We start from the raw sequence: 15,043 nt of genomic DNA, 5'->3' as shown, positions 1-15,043 counted from the left end.
ATCGGCCTCGCCCGCGCTGAGGCGAAACTGACCCTTTGCAACCTGGCCTACAACTTCAATCGGCTGATCTTCCACGAGCGTCTAAAAACCGCAGGCTGACTCTGTCAGCAAGTCGGCAAAACCGGCGAAATCAACGCCGGGCATCGTGGAAATCGGTCCGAATGATACCCTTGGTGCGCCCCGCAACCTCGACGTCATAAAGCCAGCCCGCTTCGCCAGAAATTACCCGGTTTTTGCGGGTCTCCAGCTTGTCCAAGCCTGTTTTGCGGCGGCCCCTGCATCGAAGCGGAAGGAGGAAATGAACTCTCCCGGGGCCAGAAGAGCATCGAAATCAATACTATAGTCTCCCCCGCCATTGAGGGCCGAGGGGGGCCAGACAAGTTCCGGGTGAGATTTTGGATAGCAGCCTTGACCTGCAGGCTCCCTTACGGGACGCAGGATATTGGCGCTAGGACGCCACGTCATGAATGTACTCCTGAAGGAATCACACAAAAAAGCGGCCATGCTGGCGCAGAGCCTCGTATGGCTCGACACCTGGTGATTTGAGGCATGATCAGGCTTATTGCGGGTGCATCCCGGTTGCCGCGGCCTTATAGGCGCATCCACGCGGGAGAGGGCGTCTCGCGCGCGTTTGCGGATAGCGCGACAGAGAAGCGATGAAAGTAATCGGAATATATTTCGGGTTCAGGCCCGATGCTCGTCAGTGATGAGCTGTGCTGGTCAGATTCTGGGTGTCCAGATACTGGCAGTATTGGGTTCAGATATCATAAATATCTGAAAAAATCTACTTTAGAGAAGCCGTCTGCCTCTCAAGCGATCCTGCTACGGCATGCGTAGTGATATGATACACGGAGCGGCGTGCCCAAGAAGCACGCCGCATGATGGTTTCAGAACTCGCTGGATAGCGTTGCTAGTGCGGCGAAAGGCGAGGCGATCTTGTAAGTCGGCGTCGACCCCGCAATCGTCTTGCCAAAGACACCCGTGGTCGGGTTGGCATTGGCCTGAGGTGACTGGATCCAGTTCAGGTAACGGTTATCGCTGATATTCTGCAGGTTGAGACGCAGAACCGGACTTTTGAAGATGCTGACTTTGGGCAGGCGGTAGCCGAGGCCGATATTCATGCGGACATAACCCGGGATGCTTTGGTCATTCATGAATGTGGCGTATTGGCGTCCGACATATTTGAGATTGAAATTCGCAAAGCGGGTGCCATCGTCGTAATCGAGCCCGAACCCGACCTGCCATGCCGGCGCCTGCGGTGCCTTTTTGCCTGCGCTGCGTACGTAATCGGCACCTGTTCCCGAACCGGCAGGCACATTGCTGTCGGTCACGGCATGCAGATATTCAACCGACAGGTAAGGGCGGATGTTATGCATCGGCCGCGTGCCGATTTCCGCATCGAAGCCATCCGAATGCATGCCGCCCGCATTGATATTGGTGGAGTAAAACGCGCCTGAGGCGGGGTCCTGGATGGACTGAGTATAGAGGCGATTCGTGAAGTTGTAATGGAAGTAGGTGATGGAGGATGAAATGATGTCATCCTGATAGCGCCAGCCCGCTTCTTCGGAGATCGAGATTTCCGCTTTCTGGTCCGGGTTGGCCAGGGTCGAATACAGGCCCGTCTTCTGATTGAAGCTCCCTGCATCGTAGAGAGCGTAATTCTGCGGCATGCGGAAATTGGTGGAGACCGAAACAAAAACCTGGTTGTGCCGGTCGATCTTGTATCGGATTGCCGCTGTCGGGAGCGCCTGATTGTAGTCTGTCGTGACGTATTTGCTGCGTACATCCGGCAGGTAATTCGTCCCCGAGCGCTTGACGATGGAGTATTTCAAACCCGCATCAATCGTGAGTTTGCCGCGCAGCAGCGACAAGCTATCGCCAATGAACGGCGTATGAACCTGCGTCTGCGTCAGCGTATTGCGATACTGAGCCTTGGCGCCGTTGCTCAGCACAACGTTGTTTTCGTCACCCCACTGGCTGAGCGGTGTACCGTCGGCGCCGACAAAGCTGTAAGGAGCCGTCTGACGCTGCTTGGCATATTCGAACCAGTAGCCAATCATCAGGCGGTTGATGCCAGTGGTCAGGGTGAGTTTGGTGGTGGCACCCGGACGATAGGTTTCGGTAAGCGAGGGATTATAGAGAACCTGCATCCCCTTGCCGGCGCCATTGACCGTGCCAGCCAATGTCTGCCTGCCATAAACGAATTTCGACATATCCGTGTATTGGGCACCGCCGCCATTACCATAGCCGTACCAGAAATAGGGCGTCTCGGTCAGAACGAGATGATCGTTCAGACGGAAGGTCGAGGGCATTGAAGCGTAGATATTGGTGAAGGGATTCGGGCGGGTCTTGTAGTAATTGGACGAGCCAGCCTTTGCCGGGGTGTAGTAATTGGCCTCATAAACCGTGTTTGGTGGGTCGGACGGGCCGAGGCCGCTGCCGCCCACCGGATTGGTAAAGCCCGTGCCCCACTTGTCCCAGCTCGCCTTGGTGACGTTGGGATAGGCATTGTTCTGGATGTTATTGCCCACCACAGCCAGGGAGACCCGGTTTCCGTCGCCCCAGTCATTCACGATCTTCATCTCACCATGCTTCTTGTTGTCCCAGCCAGGGCCACGCCAATGATCCTGACGCCCCTGAGAGTAGGAGAAGTAGGAGCGCAGATTGGTGTTGCCGATCTTGCCGGTATCAAAACGCAGGAAGCCGCGTGTGGCATTGAACGAGCCATAGGTCACATCGACCATGCCGCCCATCTTGTTCTTCGGGTCGATCATGTACATGTCGACCACGCCGCCAGATGCACTGATATGCGGGCTGTCGAGGTCAGCAGAGCCCTGAGCGAGGCGCACGGTTTTCAGATTTTCGGCATCAACAATTTCCTGCGGATAGACAGCGAAATTGCCGATATCGTTGATAGGGAACCCTTCAAGGGTAAAGCCCATCTGGGATTCCGTCAGGCCTCGTACGGAGAGGTTGCCGCCCGTCATGCCTAACGGGTCGGTGTCCGACACATTGGCGCCCGGCAGCAAGGCGATAAGCTGCATCGGGTTCAACGCAGGGTTTTGTTTGGCAATGAAGTCGCGCGTTACGGCCGAGACCGATTTCGGGCTGTCAGAAGGCGTCATCAGACCGCCGCCAAAGGCGCGACGGGTAACACCATCCCCATAATTATGTCCGGTGACTTCAATGCGCTCGTCGGTCGGCGAGGTTGCGCCAAGCATGGAAGGGGCGGAGGAATCGCTGGTGGCAGATCGTCCACTGGGGCTGCTGCTCTGAGCGGCAGCTTTCCCCTGCGAGGTGTCTGAGTTGAGATGGGTGTCCGCCGACTTGGCGCTGGCAGCTGATATAGTCAGCGCAGCGAGCGCGGTTGTACCGAACAAGAGGGCCGTGCGTGAAAACATGATGTCGATCTTCCGTGCCGGGGGGGCGGCTTCAGTATCACTATGTAACGTTACAGATCGCAGCTGCACCTCGAGGCGCCTGAAGGTGGCGCTGCGAGGTGCAGCTGAAAAACCGCAACGTCTTGCAGGGCCTCGTTTAAAAGAAAATTTATGACAGTGATGTGAAATGGAACGACAGCGAATCATGATCCTGTCCACTATGTCAGAAAAGCCACAATTGATACGTTTCGACATAATTGAGGGGAGAGCAACGGCCTCGCGTTGCCAGAGAAGTGCGAGGCTACGTTGTCATCACACACCCGCGTGGACGTCACCACGCGGGAGCGTCACAAGGGAGGATACCCTGCGGATCACTCTTGGGGGGGGGGGGCGATCAAACCTGCCGTCAGTGCATCGAGCGGCGGGATGATCCATTTCAGGTACTGAAACCGAAGCGCTCCTGCCTGAGAGATCAGGCCGTGAGCGGTTCGATGCCTTCCTCGGTGCCGGGGTCGGTCAATGGGGGGCGGCCGTCGAATGGTAGGTCGTCCATCGTCATGGCCAGCATGGCGAGGGCCATCTCGCGTTCACCCATGATCACGTGATCAGCGCCGAGCTCCTTCAGATGGTCGACGGCGCTGTCAAAATGAGCACGTGCCACAATCCGTAGCCCGGGATTCAGGGACCGTGCCTGAGCAATGATCTGGCCAGCCTCGAAGGGTTCGGGAATGGCCACCATCAACAGCCTTGCCTGTTCAAGGTTCATGGCTTTCACGACGCGTGACTCTGCCGCATTGGCAAGCATGAGCTCGACATCGGGCAGGGCGGCGAGGCTATCGGGTATCTTTCCGGTTTCAACCACGAGAACCGGCCAGCCATTCTGGACAAGACCATCGACAACCAGACGTCCCACCCGTCCGCACCCAACGACGACAGCATGCCCGACCAGGGTCGTCGGCGCCGGAGGCGGGAGAAGAATACCTCCCTCATCCTTCGCAGGAGTCTCCGGTGCAGGGCTGTGCCGCGTGATCCACGCCTCGATGCGCTGGGTCGCCATGAGGATGAACGGGTTGCTCAGGATCGAAAGGATCGACGCACCAAGGATAAGATCCTGTGCCTGACTGTCCAGAACCTTCATTTTTATGCCCAGCGCGGCAAGGATGAAGGAAAATTCACCGATCTGGGCAAGGCCGCTCGCGATGAAGAGCGTGGTATTCCATGGCTGACGCAAGAGGCGAAGAATGGCGATGACGGCAAGCGGCGTACCGACCAGGATAACCAGAAAGGTCAGGATGAGCGGGACAGGTTGTTTTATCAGCACGAGGGGGTTGAACAGCATCCCGACCGAGATGAAGAACAATACGGCGAAGGCATCTCGAAGGGGAAGGGTCTCGGCTGCAGCGCGGTGGCTGAGTTCGGACTCGCTCAATACCATGCCGGCAACAAAGGCACCGAGGGCAAACGAGACGTCGAACCATTCAGTAGCGATGAAGGCCACGCCCAGCGCGAGCGCAAGCAGCGCAAGACGGAACAACTCGCGCGATCCCGTATGGGCTACGTAGTGCAGTATGGCCGGGATGACCCGTCGCCCGATCACCAGCATCAGGGCCATAAACGCCGCGACCTTCCCCAGAGTCAGTGCAATCGCCACAGCAAGACCTGAGAGACTGATGCTGGAATTGCTTCCGCCACTCATGATCGGTGCAAAAATCGGCAGGAGCACCAGAGCCAGAACGGTTACGAGATCCTGGATAATAAGCCACCCGACCGAGAGCCTGCCGCGCTCGGTCTCGATCAGGCGCTGCTCCTGCAGGGTCCGCAGCAAGACAACTGTACTGGCGACACTGAGCGCAATACCGAAGATCAGACAGGCACCAGGCGACATACCAAGTGCCCATGCAACGCCAGCGCCGATCAGGATGGAAGCGATGATCTGCAGTAACGCGCCCGGAACGGCTATGGCTTTGACCGATATCAGGTCCTTCAGGGAGAAATGGAGCCCGACGCCGAACATGAGCAAAATGATGCCAATCTCAGACAGCTCGGCAGCAAGGGGCTGATCAGCAACAAAACCCGGTGTGAAGGGCCCTACGGCGATACCCGCAAGGAGATATCCCACCAATGGGGATATCCGGATACGCTGAGCGATTGTGCCGAGGATGAACGCAAGCCCGAGACCAATGACGAGGATACCAATCAGGGGCGTGTCGTGATTCATCGTAACTCGAAATCCTGAACATGGAGACAAGATAAAGATATAGGCGATACAGAAATAAGCTGACCAGTTTCGCAATGTGTCATACGAGAAATAGGAAGCAGGCCAAAGGTCTCCTGACGGGTAATCCGGCGAAGCGTGACGATATACGCTCGATGCTTGGCGAGCGTAACTGCAGATCCCTTACCTTTGTGATACTTTGGTCTTATAGACTATTGCGGGTTCGCATAACGAGAACTGACGCAGCGCAGTTTCCATGACAGTCTGTGTCTCACCACAAGTTGTGGTCGGATACCCCTGCCGGGGGTGCCTGACGCTTCCGTCATCAGGTCCCGCCGTCAGATATCGCTGCTCAGTCGAGCTTTTGCATACGCCGCGCAGCCCGCTCATGTTCACGAAGGATGATGTCGAGGCCTGACTGGCAAGGGTTGCCATCCTCCACGAGGATCCGACCATTGATGATGGTTGTCCATGCTGTTGCCGGAGCGCAGCGTAAAAGCGCTTCTACCGGGTCGCTGAGCGCTCCAGCCCTAGAGAAGGGGGGCAGGTCCCATATCACCAGATCGGCGCAGGCGCCCATGCGAAGATGGCCGATTTCATCCTCACGGYCCAGACACGCCGCGCCGCCACGTGTTGCCATATCCAGCGCATCACGGGCTGTCATGCTGTGCGGGCCATTGCGGTAACGCCCCAGAAGCAGTGCCATACGCGCTTCCAGCCAGAGGGACGCATGATCGGTCGAGGCAGAGCCGTCGCAGCCGAGCCCCACTTTCATGCCACGGCGTCGCATGTCCATCGCATCCGCCGCGCCACCGCCGATCATCATGTTCGAGCAGGGGCATTGTGCCGTGCAGACGCCCCTATGCGCCAGGCGATCGATCTCGTCGCCGCTGGGATAGATGTAGTGAGCGACCCATGAGCGCTCGCTGGCCCAGCCGGAACGCTCGAAATATTCAGTTGGTGTGCAGCCATACACATCCTGACAATATCGGTCCTCGTCGTGGTCCTCGGCCAGATGGGTGTGCAGGCGCACATCGAGGCGCTCTGCCATGAGTGCGCTCTCTTTCATGATCGTCTCCGACACGCTGAACAGCGAGCAGGGTGCCAGCGCCACACGGATCATCGCGCCGGGGGCGGCGTCATGATAGGCGCTGATCAGGCGCTCGCTGTCAGACAGGATGACATCCTCGCTCTGCACCACGCTGTCCGGTGGCAGACCCCCATCTTTCACTGAGCGCGTCATGGACCCGCGTGTCGCATGAAAACGGAAGCCGATATCCCTGGCAGCGCGGATCTGGGCATCGATCAGCCGAGGCCGGGGGTGGACGTAATGATGATCCATCGACGTCGTGCAGCCACCAAGCAGTAATTCCATCATGGCGACATAAGACGAGAGATAGACATTCTCCTCATCAAGCGTCGCCCAGAGCGGATAGAGTCCCTGTAGCCATTCGAACAGGGTTCCATTCACGACAGGGGCGTAGGACCGCGTGAGGTTCTGGTACATATGGTGATGCGCATTCACCAGACCAGGTGTGACAATCCGACCTGCCGCCGCGATCGTGCGCTGGGCCTCAGGTCTTGGGGTCGTCATGGAGCCAAAACCGCGGACCCGGCCATTTTCGAGATAAATCCAGCCATTTGCTATCTCATGGTCGCGATCAAGATAGAGATAGGCATCCGTAATCAGGATGGAAGGTGACGAGGCGAGAGGCATGGCAGGCTCCTGTGAGCATGGTGCCGCCGGAGTTATGGGGCACCCGGTTGTGCCGCACTTGGGGCGCCCATCTTACGGGTGTCTCCGTCAGATAGGCTCCCGTTGGCCCTGTTCCGGATTGGCGGCAATCCGGATCGTCATCTCGCTTGGAAGAACGGGCGTTGAGATTATGGCGCCGTCAGGCGTGGTCCTTCCAGAAGCTGCGCTGCAACTCTGCGGCCTCATCCTCCAGCAATGGCCCCAGAATCTCCACCGGCGTCTGCCCGGCGGAGAAAACCACCCGGCAGGGCAGATCGAGCGTCGGATTTTCAGGGTGGGCACCAGTCATGGCCTTGAGATGGGATTCGGACTGCCCGTACACGACCCGACCGATCCCCGCCCAGTAGATGGCCCCGGCGCACATGGCACAGGGCTCGGCAGAACTGTACAGCGTGTAACCACGCAATCTTGTTGCCCCGAACATTCGGCTCGCCCGGCTGGCGAGAAGACGTTCGGCATGAGCGGTCATGTCGTGTCCCTCGGTGCTGTAGCCATTGCCCTGTTCCATGACGATCTCGCCGGTCTCATCCACCAGCAGGGCACCGAAGGGATGATCGCCCGCAAGGCGGGACCGGTTGGCGACCTCAAAGGCCTGACGAAGAAACGTCAGATCGGTCTCGCTTGGGGAATGGCTCATGGTCTTTGTCCTTTGTTCACGCGGCGGCTTTGGCGGGGCCGGCGCCAAATGTGACGCCACGGGCCTTGAGCCAGCGGCGATAGGCCACCGAGGAACGGTCTGCCAGGGTGGGAATCTCGCTTGAGGCATCGAGCGGCATGGCAACCGGCCGTTGACTTTCCAGAATGATGCGATCCTGCAGGAAGATCGTCTGCTGAAACTCCACTAGAGCATCAAGATCGGAGTGATCGTCGAGAAGAAACATGACCGGGTGGGCACGACATGTGCCGGTGGTCATGGGCTGGACGAACAGCGCAATCACGTCCTTGCGTTGGGCATCACCGGGGCTGGTCTTGTACAGCAGCGTCGCGAACGGACCGGCTATACGGTAGATATAGTCGGTTATGATGCCGCCTTCGGCCGATAGCGCGGCTTGCGGCTGGAAGAACCGGCAATCCGTCGCCCAGATTTCCTTGCCGTCATCGCGCGTTTCGACAGTGTAACGCTCGACCTCGGTATGCGGCTCGGCTCCCAGTATGTCGGTATGCACGAAGGGGAAATGTGCCATATCAAGGAAGTTTTCAACCACACGTAGCCCGGAGGCATTGACGGCCACCGACCCGCAGCAAACGAGACGGCGGTCGGGTTCATCGGCCTCATCGATACGGATCATGGCATCGCGAAGAGCGGGATCCGTCGCAAGACTGGTCCAGACATAGCCATAACGCTCGCAGCAGGGCAGGGCATGCGCGCCATGCTCGACCTCGACCGTACCATCAGCCATACGACGGAAACGAATGACGACACCGAGCAGCATGGTTTGCACCCAGTTGTCAGACAGGGCCTCGATCATGCCGAGTGGATACCACTGGCTGAGTGAGACTGGATCCACATTTGATGATGAGGTCATCCTGACAGCCATCCCCGTCGTTGCGATAACGGTTACATTAATAGTGGTCCTGCACTTGTCAAAAAAAATATTACTGGCAGGATCATCTGGTATGCAACGCCATGATGCGGGAGCAAGGGACTATAGCCACTTCACTTCATCTCACAGGTCATTTCGATACTGAAGCATTCCGGTCCTTCGCCGAGGGCCGCGCACGGCTTCTGTCACTTGATATGCGCACAGAGCGTCTGGAGGCGACCGAAATCGTGTTCGTCGTAAAAGGTGCGCAGCCGCTTGTCGGGATGTTCGTGATGGCCTGTCTGGTTGGCCCGGTGGGTTGCCTCGTCAATGACTGGACAGAAGGATACCGGCGATGATCCCCGTTGCCCTGTCAAAGGACCTGGCCCCGGGTGATATTGCCCCCGCCCGTCATAAGGGCCTGTCGCTCGTGCTTTGGCGCGACGAGGCGGGCATCGCACATGCCTGGGACGATCGTTGCCCTCATCGCGGCGTACGCCTCAGCCTTGGCTTCATGCGTGATAATCGTCTGGCCTGTCTTTATCACGGCTGGCAGTTCGATACCGAGGGGCGCTGCCGTGCCATACCCGCCCATCCCGGGCTCAATCCGCCCTCGACCATACGAACACGCCCCTATGAGCTAATCGAAAAAGCCGGGATCATCTGGGTCAATCTCAGCTCAGGCGATGACCGCCCTTTGATCGCCCCGGCAGAGGGGGGCTGGCATGGTGCGCGAAGCCTTGCCATACGGGCCACCGAGCACGACACGCGAGCAGCCCTCGTGATGGATGAGGGACAATGGCGCCTCTCTGCCGACCGCCTGCTGGCGCTGCATACGCCCGAGGAGGGAATCACCATGGTCCATCTCGCTGTACGCGATGCCTCGCATCGCGAGCAGGCGGCGTCATGGCTGCTCCGGCTGCGCGACACGCTGGAGGAGACATCATGCTGACGCTCAATGGCTGGATGATCGACGAGCGCAGCTATGCGGCCCGTCTTGCGGCGTCGTTGATGGATATCCCTCTGGCATGCGCGACCGATCGTCGCGCGGAAACTTTCGGCCCGACCCTGACCGATGAGATGGTCTCCTGTGTCGGACTTTATGAGATTCTCGAGCATTTCTCACGCGCGTCAGAGACTGGTTGGCTCTGGCCCGAGGGCGAGGCGCGGCAGGTCATGAAATGGGCGCTCGATGGGATAGAGCTCTTCTCAGAGGCACGACGCGAGGCTCTGGCGGCAACACTTCCGCGCAAGGCCGAGACTGAGCCCGTCACGTTCCTGTTTCGCGAAATGGAAGATCGTCTATCTGCGGGGGCGTTCCGGGATGAGATCTGGTTTTCGGGCCATACGATCGGCTTTGTGGATGTGATCCTCTTCCCGGTCGCCGCGCTGGGGCATGATCTGGACATCGCCATGGATCTGTATCCCGCTCTTCGACGCTTCATCCGTCAGGTCCGGCAGTTGCCCGGCTTTGTGGTCATGCCGGGAATTGCCTCATGTCATTGAAACGACCTGCTCTCCTGACCCGCCGTGGACTGCTGGCCGCGGGTGGATGTGCCGCTCTGACAGGAAAGGCGAGCGCGGCGCCGCGCTTTGCCCCCATTGCGGAGGAGGATCTGCTAGTCGGGTTTGGCCACACCAGCCCGATCAATGATGGTGGCTGGACGCAGATGCATGACAAGGCCATCCGTGCCCTTAAATCGCATTTCCCGCGCATGCGCTCGCTCTATGTCGAGAGCATACCGTACTCGGCTGACGCAACCCGATTGTTCAGGCAGTTTGTGGCCGAGGGCGCACAGATGGTGATCTCTACCTCGGATTATGGTGATTTCATCAAGGACGTTGCGGATCAGGCGCCGGATGTGGGCTTTCTCGAATGTGACGGCAATAATGTCACGGGTAATCTGGGCTGGTATTACATCACCCACTGGTATGCCAGCTACGTGATCGGCATCGCCGCTGCGCGACTGAGTCACAACGGCAGGCTGGGTTATATCGCCTCCTTCCCTACAACTTCGGTCATTGCCAGCGCCAATGCGACGCTGCTTGGCGCCCGCTCGGTCAATCCTGAAGCGACCATGCGGGTCATTTCCATCAACTCTTGGTTCGATCCCCAGGCCGCGGCCTCGGCAGGCGCAGCACTGATCGATAGCGGCTGCGACTTCCTGTGCGGCATCATGGACGACCCCGGCTATCTGCGCGTCGCGCAGCAGCGGGGTGTCTGGGCCGCCATGTGGAACACCGATATGCGCCAGTTCGGTCCTGATGCCTATGTCAGCTCTGTCGTGCTGGATTTCGAGGATTATTATCGCGAGACGATTGCCGCACGCATTGCCGGACGCTGGCGCCCTACCGGCACTTTCCTCAAGCTCGGTCATGGTGTCGATCGCGATGCCTGGGGCAAGAATGTGCCTGACTCTATCCGCCGGGAAGCCGATGCAGCGCGCGAGCGTATGCTGGCGGGCTGGTCGCCCTTCATCGGGCCGATACGGGACTCCAAGGGGCAGATCCGCGTGCCGGCGGGGCACATTATGAGCGACATGGAAATCTTCCACTGGAACTGGCAGGTCGAGGGAGTATCGGGACTTGTCTGACCTCTCATATCTCGCGGAAGCCAGACCGGATAATCTGCCGCCCGGCGCACCGCCTCTGCTTACCCTATCTGGAATCGCGAAGTATTTTCCCGGTGTGATCGCAAACAAGGATGTGACGATCGATTTCTACCCCGGCGAGATCCATGCGCTGCTGGGCGAAAATGGCGCCGGCAAATCCACGCTCATGAATATCGTGACCGGGCTCTACCAGCCTGATGAGGGCGAGCTGATCCTTGATGGTTATGGTGTGCGCCTCGAAAGCCCCGAAGCAGCAATCGCGGCCGGTATCGGTATGGTGCATCAGCATTTCAAGCTGGTATCGCGTTTCACCGTTGCGGAAAATCTGGCGCTGGGGTGGCGCGAAACCGGGAAATGGCTCTCGGCAAAAACGCTCGCCCGACGCGCAGAGGCGGAAGCCGCCCGGTTTGGTCTCGACATCCGGCCTCAGGCACCTATCGACAGCCTGACCTCTGGCGAACAGCAGCGCGTGGAAATCCTGCGTGTCCTCTCCCGCGGGGCCCGTCTACTTATCCTCGACGAGCCGACAGCCGTGCTGAGCCCGCTTGAGGTGGGCGAGCTCTATGCCGCATTGCGTCGTTTTCGCGATGGGGGCGGGGCCGTTATTTTGATCAGTCACAAGCTTGATGAGATCATGGCTCTGGCGGATCGCGTGACTGTGCTGCGTCATGGTCGGGTGGCTGGCAGCCACAGGGTGGACCACACTGATCCGGCCACGCTCGTAACGGAGATGATCGGGCGTCCTGTCGAGCAAAAGACGTCCTATCCACGCACGACGCCTCAGGGGAAGGGCGAGACGGTTATACGACTGCACGAGGTGAGCTTTCGCGATAGCGCGGGCCGCCTGCGGTTGCATCCGCTATCGCTCGACATCAGGGCGGGCGAGATCCTCGGTGTGGCGGGCGTGACAGGCAATGGCCAATCCGAGCTGGCTGATCTCCTCGCCGGACTCAACGCGCCGCTGACAGGTTCTGTTCATGTCGGTTCGACAGACATGCGCGGGCAGGGGCCGGGGGCCTTTCGTGAGGCAGGCATTGGTTATGTTCCCGAAGACAGGCTGCACAAGGCCCTCGCCCCGGCGCTCGGCGTGACCGAAAATGCCGTCATGCGCGTGTTTCGCTCGCACCCGGTCGGCGGACGGATGGCCTACCACGCCAGTCAGGCGCGTGCGTTCACGAAAAGCCTGCTCGAACAGGCGCGTGTGACGGTGCAGGACCCCTCCACGCCGATGCGAGGTCTCTCGGGTGGTAATCAGCAGCGCATGGTTCTGGCCCGGGAGCGGATGATCAGTCACCGCGCCCTGATCGCGAGCTATCCGAGCCGTGGTCTTGATATCGGGGCAATCTCCCTGATGCGCGAGACACTGGCCGAAATTCGCGACGAAGGACGGGCCGTTGTGCTCGTGTCAGAAGATCTGGATGAACTGATGGCGCTGAGCGACCGGATTGCGGTGCTGTGCGCCGGTATGTTGATGACCATCGTCGAGCGCAAGGATTTCGACAGGGCGAGATTGGGGGCCCTGATGAGTGGCCGCGCAGGGGAGACCGCAGCATGAGCCGAAGAATCCGCCTCGCTGTGGTTCCGGCCCGACGCATCCTGATCGGGCGCCTTCTGGCATTGGGTTTTGTCCTGCTCGTGCTGGCGCTCGTTCTGGCCATTCTCGGTTTGCCGCTCGGTATGGTGCTGGGACTTGTCGTAACCTCGACCTTCGGCACTGTTTTCGGTCTTGAAAATCTTGCACTCTATATGACGCCACTGCTTATGACGGGTGGTGCGGTGTGGTTGTCTCTTCGAGCAGGGTTATGGAATATCGGTGCCGAAGGCCAGTTTCTCGCAGGTGCCACGGCAGCGTCGGCTGTGGCCCTGTTCCTTCCCATGCCATTGCCACTCTTCTTGCCTCTGGCGATGCTTGCCAGTCTGGCGGCCGGCGCCGCATGGAGCGCGGTGCCGGCCGCAGGGCGGGCATGGCTTGGCGTCAGTGAAATCATCACCACGCTTTTGCTCAATTTCATCGCGTCGTTCGTCGTCTATTACCTCGTCACAGGCCCCTGGGCCGATCACGTCACGGATGCGCAGGTGTCGAGCCAGCGTCTTTCGATTGCCATCCCCACGATCTATGGCGTCGTGCACTGGGGTGGAATTGTTGCAATCGTTCTGGTCCTGGCTATCGGCTATCTCCTCAAGCGCAGCCGTTTCGGTTACGAGCTGACGCTGTGCGGGTCCAATCCCGAGGCCGCGCGCTATGCCGGGATCAAGGTTGCGCCACGGCTTTTCGTCGCCCTTATGGCGTCCGGCGCCCTTGCCGGACTTGGAGGGATGATGGAGGCGCTGGGTACTGTACACCGGCTTCAGGGCGGCCTCGCGCACGGCTATGGCTATCTCGGTATCGTGGTCGCGCTGCTGGCGCGCCATTCCGCCTATGCACTTATTCCCGCCTCGTTTCTGATGGCAGTGATCCTTAATACCGGGATCGTTTTGCAGACCTTGCAGGTCAGCGCGTCCTCCGTGCTGGCGATCACGGGTCTGCTGGTTTTTGCCATTGCGGTGAGTGACGAGCTTGCAGCCTATGTGCGTCTGGAGACACAGAAATGACCGTGTGGATCCCTCTGATTCTTCATGCGCTGGCTTATGGCAGTATCCTCGCTCTGGCCGCGCAAGGCGAAGTCATTGCCGAGCGCGCTGGTGTCATCAATCTTGGTGTCGAGGGGCTCATGGCGCTTGGCGCGGTTATTGCCGTTCTGGCCGCTGACGCCTCCATGTCGCCCTGGATGGGCTGTCTGGCGGCGCTTTGCACGGGTGGGGCAGGGGCACTGGTGCTCGGGCTTGCTACGGTCAATGGTTCGGCTAACCAGACACTCTGTGGCGTCGCACTGACCTTTCTGGGGTTGGGGCTGAGCGCTGTCATCGGCCATGCCGTAGCAGGTTTGCCCGTTGCCGCGGTTTTCGACAACTGGGTGATCCCGGGTTTGAGCAGCTTGCCGGGCATTGGGGTTCTGTTCAGTCAAAGCCCGTTCGTCTATCTCGCCTTCATCATCCTGCCAGTTCTATGCCATTGCGTCCTTTTCCGCTCCCGCCTCGGGCTGAGCCTGCGTGCGGTGGGCGAAAACCCTGCGGCGGCTGATGCTGTTGGTATTCCGGTGCGTCGCTATCGACTGAGTGCCGTGGTGGCTGGCGGGGCGTTGGCTGGTCTTGCAGGTGCCGACATGACCCTGTCGGTCATGCCCGTCTGGTCAGAAGGCATGATTGCCGGTCGTGGCTGGATTGCCGTGGCGCTGGTCATTTTCTGCGGTTACCGTCCGGTTTTTGCGGCGCTGTCATCCCTGCTATTCGGGCTCGTCATGTCGCTCAGCTTTTTCGGACAGGCGCAGGGTTGGCCGGTCGCTCCTGCCATTCTGAACATGACCCCTTATCTGGGCACTATCATGTTCATGATCCTGCCCGCTCTCCTGCTGCCCGGTATGCGTCGCCTGATGGCGGCGCCCGCCGCACTGGGCACACCCTATTTTCGTGAGGAACGCTAGACGGTTTCGAAAGCTGAGGGGCCTCACTTTTTCAGG

At 59.4% G+C, this 15,043-nt stretch carries 13 protein-coding genes; 7 read left to right on the top strand and 6 right to left on the bottom strand.

Annotated elements, in window-relative coordinates; translation table 11 throughout:
* Positions 1 to 222: 222 nt before the first annotated feature.
* From ED655_RS15530 to ED655_RS08735, 6 genes are all read right to left on the bottom strand, one after another.
* A complete protein-coding gene (locus ED655_RS15530) occupies positions 223 to 465 on the bottom strand; it encodes a hypothetical protein (RefSeq protein ID WP_162993450.1) in 243 nt (80 codons plus the stop codon).
* A 422-nt stretch (positions 466 to 887) separates the two neighbouring features.
* Positions 888 to 3,401 carry a TonB-dependent receptor gene (locus tag ED655_RS08755; RefSeq protein WP_122049843.1) on the bottom strand — a complete coding sequence of 838 codons (2,514 nt, stop codon included), beginning with the start codon at positions 3,399 to 3,401 and terminating at the stop codon, positions 888 to 890.
* A gap of 451 nt (positions 3,402 to 3,852) precedes the next feature.
* Entirely contained in the window at positions 3,853 to 5,598 is a 1,746-nt protein-coding gene (locus ED655_RS08750) for a cation:proton antiporter domain-containing protein (RefSeq protein WP_122049842.1), read from the bottom strand.
* Between the two features lie 349 nt (positions 5,599 to 5,947).
* Positions 5,948 to 7,312, bottom strand: a complete 1,365-nt coding sequence (locus ED655_RS08745) for an 8-oxoguanine deaminase (protein ID WP_122049841.1) — start codon at positions 7,310 to 7,312, stop codon at positions 5,948 to 5,950.
* Between the two features lie 178 nt (positions 7,313 to 7,490).
* On the bottom strand, positions 7,491 to 7,988 hold the full coding sequence (locus tag ED655_RS08740) for a nucleoside deaminase (protein WP_122049840.1): 498 nt from the start codon (positions 7,986 to 7,988) through the stop codon (positions 7,491 to 7,493).
* A gap of 16 nt (positions 7,989 to 8,004) precedes the next feature.
* On the bottom strand, positions 8,005 to 8,877 hold the full coding sequence (locus ED655_RS08735; RefSeq protein WP_122049839.1) for an aromatic ring-hydroxylating oxygenase subunit alpha: 873 nt from the start codon (positions 8,875 to 8,877) through the stop codon (positions 8,005 to 8,007).
* Between the two features lie 101 nt (positions 8,878 to 8,978).
* On the opposite strand from ED655_RS08735, the gene ED655_RS08730 reads away from it, so the two are divergent.
* From ED655_RS08730 to ED655_RS08700, 7 genes are read left to right on the top strand one after another with little or no spacing between them, the layout of a single operon-like run.
* A complete protein-coding gene (locus tag ED655_RS08730) occupies positions 8,979 to 9,233 on the top strand; it encodes a hypothetical protein (protein WP_122049838.1) in 255 nt (84 codons plus the stop codon).
* Complete coding sequence (locus ED655_RS08725) at positions 9,230 to 9,826, top strand: Rieske (2Fe-2S) protein (RefSeq protein WP_122049837.1); 597 nt, start codon at positions 9,230 to 9,232, stop codon at positions 9,824 to 9,826. Before ED655_RS08730 ends, ED655_RS08725 begins: the two co-directional genes overlap by 4 nt.
* Entirely contained in the window at positions 9,820 to 10,380 is a 561-nt protein-coding gene (locus tag ED655_RS08720; RefSeq protein ID WP_122049836.1) for a glutathione S-transferase family protein, read from the top strand. Before ED655_RS08725 ends, ED655_RS08720 begins: the two co-directional genes overlap by 7 nt.
* Entirely contained in the window at positions 10,371 to 11,468 is a 1,098-nt protein-coding gene (locus tag ED655_RS08715) for a BMP family ABC transporter substrate-binding protein (RefSeq protein WP_122049835.1), read from the top strand. The genes ED655_RS08720 and ED655_RS08715 overlap by 10 nt, the downstream gene beginning before the upstream one ends.
* Positions 11,461 to 13,041, top strand: coding sequence for an ABC transporter ATP-binding protein (locus ED655_RS08710; protein WP_122049834.1), 1,581 nt, complete (start codon positions 11,461 to 11,463; stop codon positions 13,039 to 13,041). The genes ED655_RS08715 and ED655_RS08710 overlap by 8 nt, the downstream gene beginning before the upstream one ends.
* Positions 13,038 to 14,078, top strand: a complete 1,041-nt coding sequence (locus ED655_RS08705) for an ABC transporter permease (RefSeq protein ID WP_122049833.1) — start codon at positions 13,038 to 13,040, stop codon at positions 14,076 to 14,078. Before ED655_RS08710 ends, ED655_RS08705 begins: the two co-directional genes overlap by 4 nt.
* Positions 14,075 to 15,007 carry an ABC transporter permease gene (locus tag ED655_RS08700; protein WP_122049832.1) on the top strand — a complete coding sequence of 311 codons (933 nt, stop codon included), beginning with the start codon at positions 14,075 to 14,077 and terminating at the stop codon, positions 15,005 to 15,007. The genes ED655_RS08705 and ED655_RS08700 overlap by 4 nt, the downstream gene beginning before the upstream one ends.
* The last annotated feature ends 36 nt before the right edge of the window (positions 15,008 to 15,043 follow it).

Source organism: Asaia bogorensis, assembly GCF_900465345.1.
GTDB classification, from domain to species: domain Bacteria; phylum Pseudomonadota; class Alphaproteobacteria; order Acetobacterales; family Acetobacteraceae; genus Asaia; species Asaia bogorensis_A.
Note: the sequence above shows the minus strand (reverse complement) of the source record. Positions and strands in the feature narration are given on the sequence as shown.

What these genes read in the sequence shown, in the direction of transcription:
- ED655_RS15530 (WP_162993450.1), bottom strand. Translation starts at nt 465, where the DNA reads ATGACGTGGCGTCCTAGCGCCAATATCCTGCGTCCCGTAAGGGAGCCT.
- ED655_RS08755 (WP_122049843.1), bottom strand. Translation starts at nt 3,401, where the DNA reads ATGTTTTCACGCACGGCCCTCTTGTTCGGTACAACCGCGCTCGCTGCG.
- ED655_RS08750 (WP_122049842.1), bottom strand. Translation starts at nt 5,598, where the DNA reads ATGAATCACGACACGCCCCTGATTGGTATCCTCGTCATTGGTCTCGGG.
- ED655_RS08740 (WP_122049840.1), bottom strand. Translation starts at nt 7,988, where the DNA reads ATGAGCCATTCCCCAAGCGAGACCGATCTGACGTTTCTTCGTCAGGCC.
- ED655_RS08735 (WP_122049839.1), bottom strand. Translation starts at nt 8,877, where the DNA reads ATGACCTCATCATCAAATGTGGATCCAGTCTCACTCAGCCAGTGGTAT.
- ED655_RS08730 (WP_122049838.1), top strand. Translation starts at nt 8,979, where the DNA reads ATGATGCGGGAGCAAGGGACTATAGCCACTTCACTTCATCTCACAGGT.
- ED655_RS08725 (WP_122049837.1), top strand. Translation starts at nt 9,230, where the DNA reads ATGATCCCCGTTGCCCTGTCAAAGGACCTGGCCCCGGGTGATATTGCC.
- ED655_RS08720 (WP_122049836.1), top strand. Translation starts at nt 9,820, where the DNA reads ATGCTGACGCTCAATGGCTGGATGATCGACGAGCGCAGCTATGCGGCC.
- ED655_RS08715 (WP_122049835.1), top strand. Translation starts at nt 10,371, where the DNA reads ATGTCATTGAAACGACCTGCTCTCCTGACCCGCCGTGGACTGCTGGCC.
- ED655_RS08705 (WP_122049833.1), top strand. Translation starts at nt 13,038, where the DNA reads ATGAGCCGAAGAATCCGCCTCGCTGTGGTTCCGGCCCGACGCATCCTG.
- ED655_RS08700 (WP_122049832.1), top strand. Translation starts at nt 14,075, where the DNA reads ATGACCGTGTGGATCCCTCTGATTCTTCATGCGCTGGCTTATGGCAGT.